14 protein-coding genes and 1 riboswitch are annotated in these 16273 nt (G+C 37.7%); of the genes, 11 read left to right on the forward strand and 3 right to left on the reverse strand.

Features of this window, described 5'->3' with window-relative positions; all coding sequences use genetic code 11:
* Nucleotides 1–84: 84 nt before the first annotated feature.
* From ABS917_RS02080 to brnQ, 4 genes are all read left to right on the forward strand, one after another.
* A complete protein-coding gene (locus ABS917_RS02080) occupies nt 85–618 on the forward strand; it encodes an RNA polymerase sigma factor SigX (protein ID WP_079525770.1) in 534 nt (177 codons plus the stop codon).
* Complete coding sequence (locus tag ABS917_RS02085) at nt 615–1838, forward strand: hypothetical protein (RefSeq protein WP_350477447.1); 1224 nt, start codon at nt 615–617, stop codon at nt 1836–1838. The genes ABS917_RS02080 and ABS917_RS02085 overlap by 4 nt, the downstream gene beginning before the upstream one ends.
* 104 nt (nt 1839–1942) lie before the next feature.
* A riboswitch (FMN riboswitch) is annotated at nt 1943–2117 on the forward strand.
* A gap of 242 nt (nt 2118–2359) precedes the next feature.
* Nucleotides 2360–2935, forward strand: a complete 576-nt coding sequence (locus ABS917_RS02090) for an ECF transporter S component (RefSeq protein ID WP_350477448.1) — start codon at nt 2360–2362, stop codon at nt 2933–2935.
* A gap of 176 nt (nt 2936–3111) precedes the next feature.
* Entirely contained in the window at nt 3112–4464 is a 1353-nt protein-coding gene (gene brnQ / locus ABS917_RS02095) for a branched-chain amino acid transport system II carrier protein (RefSeq protein WP_350477449.1), read from the forward strand.
* 50 nt (nt 4465–4514) lie between these two features.
* Here the strand turns inward: brnQ and ABS917_RS02100 are convergent, their stop codons facing one another.
* On the reverse strand, nt 4515–5372 hold the full coding sequence (locus ABS917_RS02100) for a YitT family protein (protein ID WP_350477450.1): 858 nt from the start codon (nt 5370–5372) through the stop codon (nt 4515–4517).
* A gap of 148 nt (nt 5373–5520) precedes the next feature.
* Nucleotides 5521–6945 (reverse strand): DUF6612 family protein, encoded by a 1425-nt coding sequence (locus ABS917_RS02105; protein ID WP_350477451.1) that lies wholly within the window; start codon nt 6943–6945, stop codon nt 5521–5523.
* Nucleotides 6946–7512: 567 nt separating this feature from the next.
* Here ABS917_RS02105 and ABS917_RS02110 point away from each other — a divergent pair.
* From ABS917_RS02110 to ABS917_RS02125, 4 genes are all read left to right on the forward strand, one after another.
* Complete coding sequence (locus ABS917_RS02110; RefSeq protein WP_350477452.1) at nt 7513–7908, forward strand: MerR family transcriptional regulator; 396 nt, start codon at nt 7513–7515, stop codon at nt 7906–7908.
* A 40-nt stretch (nt 7909–7948) separates the two neighbouring features.
* The gene (glnA, locus tag ABS917_RS02115) at nt 7949–9295 is read left to right on the forward strand and encodes a type I glutamate--ammonia ligase (protein ID WP_339199636.1); all 1347 of its coding nucleotides are present in this window, start codon (nt 7949–7951) and stop codon (nt 9293–9295) included.
* A 307-nt stretch (nt 9296–9602) separates the two neighbouring features.
* Entirely contained in the window at nt 9603–11531 is a 1929-nt protein-coding gene (locus ABS917_RS02120; RefSeq protein ID WP_350477453.1) for a SpoIIE family protein phosphatase, read from the forward strand.
* 313 nt (nt 11532–11844) lie between these two features.
* Nucleotides 11845–12255 (forward strand): VOC family protein, encoded by a 411-nt coding sequence (locus tag ABS917_RS02125; RefSeq protein WP_350477454.1) that lies wholly within the window; start codon nt 11845–11847, stop codon nt 12253–12255.
* A gap of 187 nt (nt 12256–12442) precedes the next feature.
* On the opposite strand, the gene ABS917_RS02130 is transcribed toward ABS917_RS02125, so the two are convergent.
* Nucleotides 12443–12622: an aspartyl-phosphate phosphatase Spo0E family protein gene (locus ABS917_RS02130; protein ID WP_350477455.1), complete on the reverse strand. Its 180-nt coding sequence runs from the start codon at nt 12620–12622 to the stop codon at nt 12443–12445.
* Between the two features lie 376 nt (nt 12623–12998).
* Here ABS917_RS02130 and ABS917_RS02135 point away from each other — a divergent pair, with 376 nt between their 5' ends.
* From ABS917_RS02135 to ABS917_RS02145, 3 genes are read left to right on the forward strand one after another with little or no spacing between them, the layout of a single operon-like run.
* Entirely contained in the window at nt 12999–14114 is a 1116-nt protein-coding gene (locus ABS917_RS02135) for an ABC transporter (RefSeq protein WP_350477456.1), read from the forward strand.
* Between the two features lie 11 nt (nt 14115–14125).
* Complete coding sequence (locus ABS917_RS02140; protein WP_350477457.1) at nt 14126–15346, forward strand: ABC transporter permease; 1221 nt, start codon at nt 14126–14128, stop codon at nt 15344–15346.
* A 12-nt stretch (nt 15347–15358) separates the two neighbouring features.
* Complete coding sequence (locus ABS917_RS02145; protein ID WP_350477458.1) at nt 15359–16270, forward strand: ABC transporter ATP-binding protein; 912 nt, start codon at nt 15359–15361, stop codon at nt 16268–16270.
* Nucleotides 16271–16273 lie beyond the last annotated feature (3 nt).

The raw sequence follows: 16273 nt of genomic DNA on the forward strand, positions 1-16273 counted from the left end.
ATTGACTAGTTCATTCGTAGACGGATGATTATTGTAACTTTTTTGTTTTGAAAACGACAAATTACGTGAATGGAGGTGGGATGGGTGCAGCAATCCATTTTCCATCGATTATACGATACGTATCATCAGGATGTTTTTAATTTCTTATTTTACTTAGTGAAAAATCGTACCGCAGCTGAGGATCTTGCCCACGAAGTATACGTTCGTGTATTAAAATCATACGACCGTTTCGAAGGAAAAAGCTCGGAAAAAACTTGGCTGTTCTCTATAGCAAAAAATGTTGCGATCGACTATTTCAGAAAAAAACAAGTTCGAGATAAACATGCATTTACAGCTTTTGATTGGGAAACAGAGCAACTCGTAAGCCCAGTCCCTTCACCTGAACAATTTACCGAATTGAATGATCAGCTCCATCAATTACTCGTTGCATTGGAGGAATGTTCAGGTGATCAGAAAATGGTTATTATCATGAGGTTTATTCAAGAACTTTCAATTCAGGAAACGGCGGAAATATTAGGGTGGACGACCGGAAAAGTTAAAACGACTCAGCACCGTGCTTTAAAGAATCTGCGGCTGCTATTGGAAGCGCAAGAAGGAAGGGAGGCGAATCCATTATGAAAAAGGAGCATTGGGAAGAAAAAGAAATTGAAATTTTTCTGAAAAAGGCACCGAAAGTAACCGATCATCGTTCAAAAGATGAGATATTTAATCGTTTAATGGATGAAGGAGCATTTAATGAAGATCCGCCTCGCATACAGCAAAACAATCAAAAAGGCATACGATGGGCACCATTATTTGTTTCAATTGCATCAATATTTATTATAGTTCTGATCAGTGCACAATTTATAGGCAATAATGAGTCGGTCACTATGCAGAATGAAGCATTCGATCTCGCCAATCCGGAATCGGAAGAGAGTGTGACAATGAGTGCAAAGGAAGACGCATCTTCACAAAATGAGCGCTCTATGATCAATAGTTTCTCGACGGAAGCTCAACCTGAGCAAACATTAGTTTATGAAAACGAGCTAGAGGACAACACATTATTTGCAATTGGTCTTGCAGGGGATGATGCAGAAAGTGTTCCTGTAAGCATACTGATTCCAAATGAAGTTGTTGCCGAGAAAACGGGTACAGAAAATCCGACGAAGCTGGAACTTTATAACACATTCAGTCCGCTGATTGACGAACAGTCGCTAGGCTTTAATGAATACCATCCTTACAGTGGTGATTTGCGTGAGGAAGGGAACAGGCTTGTTCATACGCTGCCGGAAGATCACCAATATGATGCGGGAACAGCTTCCTTATCAAATTATCTAGGCTCCCTAGTAGATACTTTCAGTGATGCATATATGGAAGTGGAAATTGAAAATATTGCCGGAAAACCAATATACTTTGACCATATTGGCGATGTCAATGAGCCGTTTTTATTAAATGATGAGAACGCCCAATATAATTATTTTATGTATCAGATGCGGAATGGGGCGGTATATTTAAGTCCGAATTTCCGAATGAGCTTTAAAGATGTGCAAGAAGCAATCAAAAATATGACGGTGGAAGCGAATGATATCTACAGAACGGTTATATTGCCGGGAGTATATTTAAAAGTTGAAGACGCTGAGTCCATCGTTGCGATTACTTTTGAAGAACCTTTAAACTTGGAGAATTATGAACCCGCTCAGGCAATGCGAATGATTGAGGGATTAATAATGACAGCGGCAAGTTTTGAAAAACAGGTTAAATTTGAAAATATCGTACAGGAACAATGGGGCGGTTTTGACTTCACAAAACCAATAGAGAAGCCAATTGCGGCAAACCGTATCCATTATGAATTTCAATAATTCAAATAATTTTACTAGGAATTGTAAGCAATGGACTTTACAATTCCTTTTTTTTATATATAATAATAGTTATAGCAAGGTAATTGCTACATAATTTCATATTGATTCATCTTCGGGGCAGGGTGTAACTCCCGACCGGCGGTAATAAAAGTTATAACCTCTGACCATTTGCTTGGAGGAAGTTATATTGAACTTTTCGAGCCCGCGAGCCACTTTTTGTGTGCAGGATTTGGTGCAATTCCAAAGCCGACAGTATAGTCTGGATGGGAGAAGGTGAAGGTACGGTCGTCATTTTTTGAAAATGCCGTGCTTTGCAGTACTTATTTCTAATTCCTTATTTGTTAACGGAATATTTTTCGTATACAAAAAACAGGAATAGCTGCAAATGCACAGATAGACCCTTTATTCAAGTGTGCCTATTTCTCCCTTATGCTCAAGTTTAGCATAAGGGTTTTTTCATGAAATGATTTGATACGTCCTTTCTTCTTGCGAGATGGAATCAGCAAAGAGGAGAGATTTATATGCAAAAAAGAAGTTTAAAGTTGCGATCATTCGTAACAATCGCAATGCTGAGTGGGGTTTCATTTGTACTGATGTTATTAAACTTCCCGCTACCATGGTTCCCGGTGTTCTTACAAATTGATTTTAGTGATGTGCCAGCATTGATTGCGGCAATTACGATGGGACCTGTTGCAGGAATCCTAGTTGAACTTGTTAAAAATGTGCTTGACTGGATTTACACAGGGGCTCCTGAAGGAATTCCGGTAGGTCATATGGCTAACTTCGCTACAGGCGTATTATTCATTTTACCAGCTTACTATATTTATAAAAAATTCCCTTCTGCAAAAGGGTTAATGACAGGCTTAGTTGTTTCTACAATTGTAATGTCACTTGGAATGGCGGCATTAAACTACGTGGCGTTCTTACCGCTGTATACGTACTTACTAGGCTTCGAATATAATATGTACGAAACGATCGTGTTGGGTATTTTACCGTTTAATATTGTTAAAGGGATTATGATGTTTGTGGTCGTGACGATGCTTTACCGTACAATGCGTGTATGGATTGAAAATCAGCGCAGACAATATTTAGCTTAATTAAATAATAAATTATGGAGTGATGTCGAAAAGTGTTAGCTTTATGACATCGCTCCTTTTATATTTACTATTACTATTGTCATTCTATTATAGTGCTGATATGATATTGTACATTGTTAAGAAAATTTGGACGTTTCATTAAAACACCATGAAATGACATCTTAGGAGAGAATATGATGGACAAGAAAATACCATTTTCAACCTATGCAGTTATCGGAACGATGCTGTTTGGGATGTTTTTTGGAGCAGGGAATTTAATATTTCCGATTCAAATGGGGCAATTGGCAGGGACGAACTATTGGTTTGCACTAATTGGCTTTTTAGTTACGGCGATTGGTTTGCCGTTTTTAGGTATTCTGGCAATCGGATTGTCGGGAAGTAACGGATTGCGTGATTTGGCGAGTAAAGTACATCCGATGTTTGGATTATTTTTTGCATTGGCCTTATACTTAACGATCGGGCCGTTTTTTGCAATTCCGCGTACTGCAACAGTACCGTTTGTCGTTGGATTTGAACCGTTTATCGATCCTTCACAGGCGACATTGTGGCTTGCGGTATTCAGTTTTATTTTCTTCACGGTAGTTTTTTATTTTTCATTAAATCCGGCGAAGATAATGGACATTATTGGGAAGTACTTAACGCCAGCATTTTTAATCTTTTTATTTGTATTAATCGGAATTAGTCTGTTTTCTCCAATGGGAAAATTCGTTGAGCCTGCTGGAACCTATATTAACGAGGCGTTTATGACAGGTTTTAAAGAAGGTTATAATACGATGGATGCGCTTGCTTCGCTTGCGTTCGGTATTGTGGTCATCAATGCGATAAAGCGGACAGGTATTACAGATAAGAAAGAAATAGCAAAAGCGACTTGGAAATCAGGTATTTTCGCAATGGCATTAATGATGCTAATTTACGGTCTGATTGCTTATATGGGAGCATCAAGTATAACGGCAATTGGTACATTTGATAATGGCGGGCAAATTTTTGCTGCGGTTGCCGATCATTACTTCGGCTCATATGGCGCGATTTTGTTAGCAATTATTATTGTACTTGCATGTTTAAAAACGAGTATTGGGCTAATCACTTCTTGCAGTGAGTTTTTCCATGAGGTGTTTCCGAAAGTCAGCTATAAAACATTTGTATTGATGCTATGTGTAGTTTCGTTTATCATTGCGAACTTTGGGTTAACAAATATTATTACATATGCAATTCCAGTGTTGATGTTCCTTTACCCGCTGGCGATAGTGTTAATAATACTTGCACTTCTAGGACCGCTATTTCACTACAAAAAGCCTGTATTTGCAGGGTCAATTTTACTCGTATTCTTTATTAGTATAATTGACGGGTACAATGCGTTAATCGGAAGTGTGCCGGCATTTGAAGTGAGTGTGCTGTCTTCGATTTCAGCGATTTACGCTGATTACCTACCGCTCTATTCCATTGGTTTAGGGTGGATAATTCCAGCGTTAGTAGGAGCGGTTATCGGATTATGTATTCCGAATCGCACGAATGAAATCAATAAGGATTAAAAAATGGTTGTGTAAAAGGAAAATTTCCTTTTACACAACCATTTTCTGTTTTAGTGGATATTTTGCTTTTTAAAGCTTCCACCTTTAACTTCAACCACTTCGTATACTGTCACAAAGGCATTCGGATCGATTTCTTTAATAATTCCCTTTATCTTACTTTCTTCCATCCGGTTGATTACACATGTAATTTCTTGAAATTCCTGATGGGAGTATGCACCGTATACTGTGCTGAAAGTGGCGCTTCTTCCTAAACGATCTCGAATTGTTTCGACCATTTTAACCGGCTCTTTTGTAATGATTTTATATGTTTTAGAACCACTAAGTCCTTCTTCAACAATCAAGATAACTTTTGATGCGATATAATAAGCAATTGCTGATAACAAAGCACCTTTAAAGCCGAATACAAACGATACGATAATGAAAACGAAAAAGTTTAAAAATAGAATGAGATCACTTGTACCGAAAGGCAATTTTCTCGATAGTAACACTGCAAGCATGTCTATCCCATCAAGAGCGCCACCATTACGAAGCGCTAACCCCATACCAATACCTAAAATAATTCCTCCTACAACTGTAATAAGCAATGCATCGCCAGTAATAATAGTTGGTACATGGTGCATAAGCGATGTACCAATTGCTAATGATGCAATACCGATAACGGAGTTGATTGCGAAGGTTTTTCCGATCTGTTTATATCCTAAGTAAATAAACGGGATGTTTAGTAAGGCGATCAGCAGGCCTAATGATACTGGTGTTAGCTGAGAAATGACAATACTAATCCCCGTGATTCCACCATCCGATACGTTATTTGGTATTAATACTGCTTCTAATCCGTAAGCAGCAATTAAACCGCCAATAATAACGATGATTTTTTGTCCGATTGACTTTGCGATATGTTGCTTTGACATAAAATTCCCCCTCAATATACGGTAACAATTATACATGAATAATAGCGATATTACTTTTCATTGCACTAAAAAACTGTAATTTTTCAATAAAAAAGCTATCGGGAAAAACAATACTTTTTCCTGACAGCTTTTATGGGAATTTTGGGAATTATTTATTTCCTATTTCTGATTCAAATAAATCCTCCAAAGATTTTGCGTTTTCCAGAGCTTCGGCAGGGATTGTTATAGTTGGTACTGCATTAAAATCTGAATATTTCATAGTTGATTTATTTTTTATATTCATTACAACACCTTCCAGGTTCATACCGAATCCGAAGTCCATTACCATTTCTTCTATATCAAATGTTTCCTTATTAATTTTGATTTCATAAGAAAAATTATCGTATTTTAAATTTTTCATATCGGCCATTACTTCCTCGTCCAAACCTAAGTTCATGGCAGACATTTGTTCTTGTATAAGAGCGGTAAAGTTATCTCCAGTACCTTTCAAATTTAATGTATAATACCCATCCGTTTCTTTGATATTGAAATCGGTTGCAAATTTCTGCAACATTTCTAATTGATCAGCAGCATTAATTTGTGCGCCAGCTTGCGCTAATATTTCTTCGAACATGTCGGCAGGATATTTAATCCAAGTTTCTGACATGCCTTCATACATATACATGCCATCTTTTTCTGTCATATACATTTTTAAAGGCATATCAATCGATTCGCCTGTTGTTGGCTCGACCATAGACATTGTTCCTTCAATGAAGAACTGCATAGGTTTATTGACAATTGACATATCCATTTTTCCGTTAGTATCGACTTTTATACGTTCTTCCCCATCTTGGATATCCATCGATTGTGTCATTGTCATTTTTGCTTTCATGCTAGTTGTAGCTTGTTGTTTTTCGATTGCCTTTGTGAAAATAGTTTTTAATAGCGCTGAATCCTTTGAAGATTCAACCGCTTCTGTATCATTTTCTGTGAATTCGTTCATTACATTGAAAATGAATGTTGCTAGCTGACCGCGTGTTATCGATTTCTCTACGCCAAATTCCGTATCACTTATGCCCTTTGCTATACCGTATTCATATAAAGCTGTAACGACATAAGCGTATTCATTATCCCCGGTCACATCATGAAAAGGGCTGTCGCCTTCAGCTTTTAAATCCAATGCTTTTGCGAGCATATAAGCAAATTCCCCACGCGTAATTGTTTCATTTGGCTTGAAAGTGTTATCTTCATACACTTTAATTGCATCGAGTGGAGTCAATGCTGCGATAGAACCGTAGTACTGATGTGATGCCGGAATATCGGTGAACTTAGGATTGACCGCATTTTTCGTATCAAGACCAAGTGCACCGGCAATAATTTTAGCTGCCTGTCCACGTGTCACATTCTGCGCGGGTTTAAATGTTCCATCTGGATAACCACTAATAATTTCGGCTGCATGCAATTCTGTAATCGCCTTAAAATGTACGTTGTTTTCAGCGACATCTGTGAAATTTACGGCAGCTGAAGCTGGGACTACCGGTGCTGCTGTCATTGCTAATGAAGCAACTGCAAATGTGTAAAACTTTTTTTTCATACTAAATATAACCTCCTTGTCCTAAGCAAATATTCACATGTGTCATGCATAATTTGCAAAAGACTTTATCTTAATTCGGCAGCTGTTTTCGTGCAGCTGATGAATTAGAAACAAAGTAAGTGACCGGCAGGAAAGACAAATAAGCTTCCGGGTAACGGAAAGTTAATTTCTATTATTTGTAAGAGTAGTTAAGCACTTTTTTTAGTATGCCAAATCACATATACCCATTATATATTAATATTGTGTAATTATTTCATTAAAATCCATAATTTTGAAAATATTTGTAGTTTTAATTATGACTGTGACATGGACTGTAATATTCAGGTGGAACTAACGTAAATGTAAACAACTTTTAAAAATAGAGGAAAGCTCACATAAAAAAGAATGAAACTTCGTTGACCGTATGCTAATTGCTGTTCTTGGCGTACGGTTCTTTTTGTGGAATTAAAATGTTCGAATTATGCGATTAAATTATTCTAAAAACGATATGTTAGTTTTTATAACATTAGATTGACAAAGAACGTCACATTGATTTAAAGTAAATGGTAAGAAGAGGGAGGCGAGATGATGAGTCGAGAGTTTCGAAGAGCTATGCCGTTACTGCCGATTAGCATGGTTATGCAATTGACGGAATTAACGGCTAGACAAATTCGCTATTATGAAGAACATGAATTAATCATCCCTGCCAGATCAGAAGGGAATCGAAGGATGTTTTCTCTTGATGATATTGATGCGTTGCTGGAAATTAGAGAGTTACTCGACCAGGGCATTAATATGGCGGGTGTCAAAAAAGTATTTGCAATGAGATCGAAAGAGTATGTAAAGAAACCTGACGTAGTACGCGTGACAGATACAGAATTGCGGAATATATTGCGGGAAGAAATGCAGCAAGCACAGCGCATGCAAAAAACATCCCTACGTCAAGGCGATTTATCGCGTTTCTTTCAATATAAAACTGAGTAGGACCAACTAAAAAGGAGAGTGTTGATGTATGGCAAATGTAATGGTGAATGGAACAAGCAAAGCGACGAAAGAAAGCATTAAAAAAATTGTAGCAGATAAAAATGTAAAGTTTATCCGTCTTCAATTTACTGATATTCTAGGAACAATCAAAAACGTTGAAATTCCGGTAAGTCAGTTAGATAAAGCGCTGGATAACAAAATGATGTTTGACGGTTCTTCAATTGAAGGTTTCGTGCGTATTGAAGAATCTGACATGTATTTGCGTCCGGATTTAGATACTTTCATGATTTTCCCGTGGACTGCAGAAAAAGGGAAAGTTGCCCGATTAATTTGTGACATCGCACGTCCGGACGGCTCTCCTTTTGAAGGGGATCCACGCTCAAACTTAAAAAGAATGTTAAAAGAGATGGAAGACCTAGGTTTTACAAGCTTTAACTTAGGGCCTGAACCGGAATTCTTCTTATTTAAATTAGATGAAAAAGGCAATCCAACATTAGAACTGAATGATGATGGTGGATACTTCGACTTGGCACCGACAGATTTAGGCGAAAACTGCCGCCGCGATATTGTATTGGAACTTGAGGAAATGGGCTTTGAAATTGAAGCATCCCACCATGAAGTAGCTCCGGGTCAACACGAAATTGACTTCAAATATGCCAACGCGGTGGAAGCGTGCGATAATATTCAAACGTTCAAATTAGTAGTAAAAACAATTGCACGTAAACATGGCTTACATGCGACATTTATGCCAAAACCTTTATTCGGTGTGAACGGTTCAGGAATGCACTTCAACTTATCATTATTTCAAGGTAGTAAAAATGCGTTTTGGGATGAAGGGGAAGACTTACAGTTATCAAAAACAGCGAAACATTTCTTAGCCGGTGTATTAAAGCACGTTCAAGGATTTACAGCAGTAACAAATCCGACTGTAAACTCTTACAAACGTTTAGTACCAGGCTATGAAGCACCTTGTTATGTGGCATGGTCACCTAAAAACCGTTCACCATTAGTACGTATTCCGGAATCTCGTGGTCTATCAACTCGTATTGAATTACGTTCAGTTGACCCATCTGCAAACCCGTACTTAGCAATGGCCGTTATTTTGGCTGCAGGATTGGATGGCGTGAAAAATGAAATCGAGCCACCAGCACCGGTTGACCGTAACATTTATGTGATGAATGCTGAAGAACGTGCAGCTTATGGTATTGCAAGTTTACCAGGTTCATTGGATGCAGCATTAGCTACTTTAGCGAAAGATGAAGTAATCATTGATGCGTTAGGTGAACATATTTATGCAAACTTCAAAGAAGCAAAAGAAGTGGAGTTTGATATGTTCCGCACATCTGTACATCAATGGGAACGTGACCAATATATGAAAATGTACTAAGAGGAAAGCGTTGGGGCTGTATGCTCCAACGTTTTTTTTATTTATTTTTCAGTATATCCATCAAAATTATTATTTCTATGAAGAGTGAAACTTAATTAAACGGAAACTCCGTATTTAGCCAATTAAAATTAAAGTCGATTATTATTAATTCGATATTATGAAAAAAACAATGTATAATTATTGAAATGGAAAAGAACGACATTCAGTTTTTTATATACATAAAACGTAAAAAGAAGAATTGGTTTAACATTTGGAACTGTTATGTAAATAAAGGTTTGCCTAGAGGGTGGAAATGGGGAGGATAGCAATGATTGCTTTTATTCGACGGATGGCACTGCCTTCAAGGTTGCTTGCGCTATTTTCCATAGTTGTTTTCGTTTTGTTGAACTTTCAATACGGTTTCTTCTCAGCTCTATATGAGCCAATTCGCGCAAACCATGAAGCTATTCATGGAATACTTGAAACAGGCAGCATTTTTGTGGCTTTTTCGATTGCTCTTCATGGCTGGGTTTCATTTAAAGAGACGATGTCAGCAAATTGGCTCGTATTTTCGGCAATGTTTGTTTCGGTGGCACTGCTGGACTTAATGCATACATACTCTTTTTTAGGAATGCCTTTTTTTATCATTGAAAGCAATCTACTTGCGACTACATGGTTCTGGGTTGCAGCCCGCTTAACGGAAAGTATTATTTTTTTGATTGTTATTCTCGTAAATTTCCAAGCAAGGGTAAAGCTGTCCGTCCGGAAGTACGTCTATTTGTTGGCATTGCTGTATTCCTTAATGGTATCGCTCGTGATTTTTCATTTTTATGCGGAAATGCCAGTTCTAATTATTGATGGCAAGCCGACATCGCTGAAAATCGGCTTCGAATTTATAACAATTATTATCCATGCTTTAGTGCTTTTTAAAGCCATTTATAGTTGGTCGAATTTGACTTATATGAATATTTGCCTTGCTTCATTTTATCTGATTTTGTCTTCAATTCTTTTCACTTCTTATCAGGAGGTGAATGAATACCGTAATATGGCCGGACACATTTTTAAAGTTCTGGGTTATTACTATCTGTTGAAACATATATATCTGGCAAAAATTAAAAGGCCATATTCGGAACTGCGTGATTTAAGCGCGAGACACGAGCTTTTGTTGAACTCAATTGCAGATGGTGTATATGGTATTAATAATAAAGGTAAAGTTACATTTATCAATGAGTCGGCTTTACGGATGCTCGGCTATGAACAAGAAGAAATTCGCAAGTTTGATTTTCACAATCTCATACATTGTACTTCCGATGGCGACCATTTCTCCGAGCAGGATTGCCTGGCTTGGCAGACAGCACTTGACGGCAAGTCGCGCACTTCAAGGAATCAATTTTTTAAACGTAAGGATGGCAGTGTTATTCCGGTATTGATGAAAACAGAGCCAATGCTGAGGAATGGAAATCAGGCTGGCACAGTTATTACCTTTTCCGACTTGTCGCAGGAATTGGAATTTGGTGAGTTGCAGCGAGAAAAAAAGGAAATAGATCTTGAAATGAATTGGGCCATGAAGTTGCAAGAATCGCTCAATTCCCAGCAAAGGAAATGGAAGGCTCAGAAAAATATTAGTGCTGTAAGTGTCCCATTTCGTGTTTTAAATGGTGATTTTTACAGCGTAATTCCACGTGGTGATCTGTTAATGATGGCAATTGCAGATATATCCGGCAAAGGTATTCCGGCTGCTATCCAGAAATCAATGATGGTTTATGCGTTGGAAGATTTCAACAGTCGTTACGAAAAGCCCCATGATGTGCTTACTAGCATGAATACGTTTGTTCATGATTACACGAGTGATTATTCGTTTGTCACTTTGTCAATGGCGAATTACAACCAAGCTACACGGTCGTTTTCCTATTCGACAGGAGGTCATGAACCGATTTTATGGTATAAAGCCGAGAGTAATGAATTCGTTGAGTTGCATACGAACAACCCCGCACTGGGCATTTTTGCAGACAGCGTTTATATGAGCCATAGTGTCGTACTCAACCATGGCGATTTAATTATACTTTATACTGATGGTGTCACAGAGTGTAAAAACGAAAATACTCCAGACGGAACAACTCTACTGCAGGAAGCAGTATTGAGGAGTGACCATTCTCAGACAGCGGAATCCCTTGTCCAGCAAGTGTTTGATGAAATGGATCAGCTCAGAGCATGGAACGTGCATGATGACCAAACGATTATAATATTGAAGGCTTGATTGAAGAGTTAACAGTTAGAGGACCAGAGTAGGTTTGGCACCCGGATAGCTAGTCTATTGTGTAGATGAACACCGGTGCATTTATTGCCAGGTAAACTATAAAGCACATATTATATAGGAAAGAACCCGCATAAATGTTACACAATGGGAACGAACGCAATCAATATATGAAGATGTACTAAGAGGAATGCGTTGGGGCTGTATGCTCCAACGCATTTTTCCGTTATACAATGTTTAAGGACTTTATTTCATCCGAATGTTGTAGAGTATTATTGTCCTTTTTTCTCTAAAATGAGGTAAGGAGGGGATGTAAATGAAACATTGGACAGAAACATTACATGTAGCACAATTTCGCATCGCACGGCCAACTGATCAAATAGAACAGATTGAACGTTTTTATTGTGAAGGTCTTGGTCTTAAAAAACTTGGCGGCTTTAAAGGGCATCGAGGGTACACTGGTATTATGATTGGCTTACCGGATGCATCGTATCATCTGGAATTTACTGAACATATAGAAGGAAGTCCATGTCCTGCACCAACGGAAGATAATTTGCTCGTATTTTATATGCCTGATTCTGAACAAATTCAAGCTGTACAGTCTCGTCTCGCTAGTATGGGATACACCGAAGTTCCACCGGAAAATCCGTATTGGGAAGAAAAAGGTGTGACGATTGCGGACCCGGATGGCTGGCGTATAGTATTGATGAACACAGAGGGTATTTAATATCTTGTAATCAATATATAGGAACAAAACCTGCACTATTGCTACATAGCAAGGTCGCGCCGATAAATGAAAACGGATAAAAAGAAAGCGTTGGGGCTGTATGCTCCAACGCTTTTCATTAATAAAACATAAATATGGCAGGTCCATGTTACAAACCTGAGCACATTATTTATGTATTCTCTCTATTTTATGCAGCGGTATCCGAATACTTATTAAGTAATTCGTCTAATTCTTGGCTGCAATGTACTACTTCAGGGTGTGTGAATCCTAGATCATTTGCTTTTTTGTACATGTCTTTTCTTTTAGATTCAATTCTTATTCTCAATCTTAGCCTAAATATTTTTTTGAAAAAAAATAAAAATCTCATTGCTAAATTTATGTTCCTTTCTGAAGTATTACGATGTTTTATTGTTTTCGAGTTAAATAAAACAGCGCTTATTCATCGTAGCTTATTAAAAAATAATAAAGTGTCGAATCGTGGTAGAAATAAAAAGTTCATAAATTTGTAAAAAATAGGTGTATTATACAAAAATAATTTCATCTCATATTGACTTCAATTATGAAACGAAATTGTTAAATTGAGGTGTTGATTTGGAAGGCTTGTTTTCCTGTTTTTTGAAAATTTACCTTTTAGTTTGTAAATTGTCAATTGATAGATTATTCTAATAAAGTACCTGATAAATCGGAATTTAGGTTTGTAACCGTTTTCAATGTCGATATATAGAAGGGGGAAGGGATTATACATGTTGCAGGCATTAAAAGTTGGATTACTAATCGAACGCTCCAATCGAAAAAATATTGTTGCTTTACTCGCAGTGATCGTTATTGTGTTCGGATGTATGTTTTTTATTAAGGCGCAGTCAATAGGTGATCAGCTCAATGAAAAAAAGGGCGACTACTACAGTTCGCGTGCTGTATTATCCAAGTTTCAAGTTCAGGATGCCTCAAGGGACGGAGATGGCAGTGATTTATTTAAAAATCTGACACAGCAGAAAAGTGCCGTCGCTTTACAAATTGCCTCCTTAACTGTAGAAAACTATCCGATGTATTATGAGGCTTCCTATCGTATTGCTGAGTTGCGCCAACAAGCTTTTAATATGGAAGAATACGAAAAAGTGAAAGATATGCTGCCTACCAAGTTTCAAAATTCGTTGAACTACTTATATTTTAAAACGATGTACGAATCGGGCAAAAATACGATTAGCGATTTATCTCATTACATACCGTTTTTGTTGTATTTCTTTAGTTTAGTAGGTGTTGGCTGGTACATATTTATGAGCTTCTATACGAGTTCGATTCTTCTGGATGATTTTGAGCATTCAAGCATTATTAAAGGCTACCCGGTTCGATTTGACCAATACGTGATATCCAAATGCATCATTGCCTTTTTGTATGTTGTCGCCTTTATTGTGCTCATCTTTATCAGTGCGGCGCCATTGTTATTTAATGGGTTGGGAGATAGTTCCGAAAAAGTAGCCGTATATTTAGGGGAGCCGGCATTAATTTCAAGTGTGCACTATATTGGGCTATGTATTGTCTACATGGTCGTCATCTCGATATTTGTAATGCTCTTATCGATTATTTTAAATGTACTGCTGAAAAATATGTATTTAACACTGTTTGTTCATTTTATTCTATTCTTTTTACCTATTATTTTCCCTTCAATTATTAGTATGTTCCCGTACAATCCGTTCCATTTTATGAACTTCAATGAAATTTTAAATGGAATGCCGTTAGATTTAGTGCGTCCTGTGGATATAACGATGAATTTCGGGTTACTGATTATGATTATTTGTATTTTAATCATGTTATTCGTCATTAAAACATTCTTCTCTACAGGAAAAATTAAAAGGGCCTAGGGGGGAAAGAAATGTACGGATATTTTAAGTTTGAACTGAAACAGTTTTTTACGAATAAGAAAAACTTGGCGATCTATTTTCTGCTGGCATTTGCTGCGATATTTTATGCATTTAAAATCGCACCTGCCTATGATCCGATTGAAAAGGTCGATCGGGAGGAAATTGAAGCCCGCTATTTAACGCGCCAGGAATTTATTGATGATTTAAGTAAGAGGGATTTATGGGAAGTACATCCGGTTACAGTTGGTGCTTATCAAATGTTTTCTGCTATCAACCCGATGGATAAGGCGAGAATGGATGCACTCGATGCAAATGATCTGAAAAAGTATGCGGAAGTAACGAGCACCTGGTATTTTGAGATGAACTATATGACTTATTATAATGAGCATCTGTCCTATAATGACCGTTATTATGTGGAAGACAGGGAATTTGCATATGCTGAAGGTTTTGTAAATGCAATGGATCAACATTACCGGTATGGTGCTTATAAAGAGGCGGATTACGAGTTGTCGATTGGTGTGTTTGAACAGCGAACAGCATTGCAAACGCTTGAGCGACTTCTGAAAGGCCGGCTTCCTTTAATATTAATTATTTGTTCCTTATTATTGGCAATCGATATTGTGACGAAGGATCGTCGTCACCCGTCTGTGCTGAAAGGCTTTCCCATTGCCGACTGGAAGAAGCTGCTCGTGAAAATATGTGTTGCTTTTATCGGCAGTATCACTTTATTTGTCCCTTTATTTATTGGTTTTATGGTGATCGGAGTTCAATCAGGTTTCGGGCAACTTAAACTGCCATCACCTGAATATGCAGCTTTAGCTGTTTTCATACCATTGGAGAATAATAGTTTAGCTGATATGCTGACATTGGGCATGTTTTTGGGCAGGTCTTTATCATTGCTCATTTTGTGGTTCATTGTCATTATCAATGTTGTTATTTTAAGCAGTGTATTGTTCCGACAAGAAATGGTGAACTTGGCGGCCGGATTATTAGTCATTTTTGGCGAAAAGTTTTATATAAGCCGCGGTATCGGATATTTTTGGGAAGTGGAAAAAGTACCTACAACGTATATCCATGTCGGAAAAGTTGTGTCTAGTTATCAGAACTATTATTTAGGAAGTGATAACGTAGATTATCAATACGGCCTGCTATTATTGACAATGTGCGCGGTCGTCCTGTTGGTAATTACGTTGCTCATTTCACTTAATAAACGTTTCAAGCTTGTAAAATAGGGGGGATAACGAATGATCGCTATTGAAAATATAACGGTTCAGTTTGCTGATAAAAAAGTGCTCAACGATATTTCGATTAAATTTGAACAAGGCGAAATGATCGGGCTAGTGGCACCGAACGGAACCGGAAAGTCCACTTTGATGAATGTCATTATGAACTATCTGCAGCCAACAAGCGGGAAAGTATCATTTAACGGTAATCTCAGCTATTCGAGTAAATCCAATGAAGTGAAAATTCACGAGTTTGTGTCGATGATGCCGGATCAAAGTGATCTATATAACCATTTAAGCGGCCGTGCCCATTTAAAAATGTTCGCAACGATGTGGAAGTCCGATCCGAAACTGATCGATGAAACAATTGAAGCACTGAATATGGGCCATTATGTAAATAAAAAAACTGGTACTTATTCACTAGGCATGCGTCAGCGTCTCTGTTTTGCCATGCAAATAGTTGCGAATACAGACATTATGATGATGGACGAAGTAATGAACGGGCTCGACCCGAATAATATTGAAATCATTTCGAAGATTTTGATGAAGAAAAAAGCCGAGGGGAAAATGATCATAATCGCCTCGCATTTACTCGATAATCTGGAAAAGTATGCCGATCGGATTTTCCTGTTCAATGGAGGCAAACTGGTCGATACAAATGAAATTATTGAAGGGTTCAGCCAGGCGAAAATCAAAACAGTACGGGTAAAAAATATGGCGGAATCCGTCAAAGCGCTGCTAAAGGAGAAATATCCGCTAATTGAGCAGCAAACGCTCGTGACGGATATGACACTGCTGCATCTCCCTAGTTCGGAACCAGTGCTGTTAAGCGAGCTAACTGAATTTTTGGTGGATAACATTGTAATGGATTTTGCATTTGGTAAAGTGACATTGAATGATTTATATGCCCTTTACTATCATGAAGTTGTATAGAAA

The organism is Solibacillus sp. (assembly GCF_040273735.1).
Lineage (GTDB): Bacteria > Bacillota > Bacilli > Bacillales_A > Planococcaceae > Solibacillus.

Bases quoted from the DNA above. Each gene is read 5' to 3' on its own strand.
- ABS917_RS02135 (WP_350477456.1), top strand. From the start codon at position 12,999: ATGTTGCAGGCATTAAAAGTTGGATTACTAATCGAACGCTCCAATCGA.
- ABS917_RS02125 (WP_350477454.1), top strand. From the start codon at position 11,845: ATGAAACATTGGACAGAAACATTACATGTAGCACAATTTCGCATCGCA.
- ABS917_RS02105 (WP_350477451.1), bottom strand. From the start codon at position 6,945: ATGAAAAAAAAGTTTTACACATTTGCAGTTGCTTCATTAGCAATGACA.
- ABS917_RS02120 (WP_350477453.1), top strand. From the start codon at position 9,603: ATGATTGCTTTTATTCGACGGATGGCACTGCCTTCAAGGTTGCTTGCG.
- ABS917_RS02100 (WP_350477450.1), bottom strand. From the start codon at position 5,372: ATGTCAAAGCAACATATCGCAAAGTCAATCGGACAAAAAATCATCGTT.
- ABS917_RS02090 (WP_350477448.1), top strand. From the start codon at position 2,360: ATGCAAAAAAGAAGTTTAAAGTTGCGATCATTCGTAACAATCGCAATG.
- ABS917_RS02145 (WP_350477458.1), top strand. From the start codon at position 15,359: ATGATCGCTATTGAAAATATAACGGTTCAGTTTGCTGATAAAAAAGTG.
- glnA (WP_339199636.1), top strand. From the start codon at position 7,949: ATGGTGAATGGAACAAGCAAAGCGACGAAAGAAAGCATTAAAAAAATT.
- ABS917_RS02130 (WP_350477455.1), bottom strand. From the start codon at position 12,622: ATGAGATTTTTATTTTTTTTCAAAAAAATATTTAGGCTAAGATTGAGA.
- brnQ (WP_350477449.1), top strand. From the start codon at position 3,112: ATGGACAAGAAAATACCATTTTCAACCTATGCAGTTATCGGAACGATG.
- ABS917_RS02110 (WP_350477452.1), top strand. From the start codon at position 7,513: ATGAGTCGAGAGTTTCGAAGAGCTATGCCGTTACTGCCGATTAGCATG.
- ABS917_RS02085 (WP_350477447.1), top strand. From the start codon at position 615: ATGAAAAAGGAGCATTGGGAAGAAAAAGAAATTGAAATTTTTCTGAAA.
- ABS917_RS02140 (WP_350477457.1), top strand. From the start codon at position 14,126: ATGTACGGATATTTTAAGTTTGAACTGAAACAGTTTTTTACGAATAAG.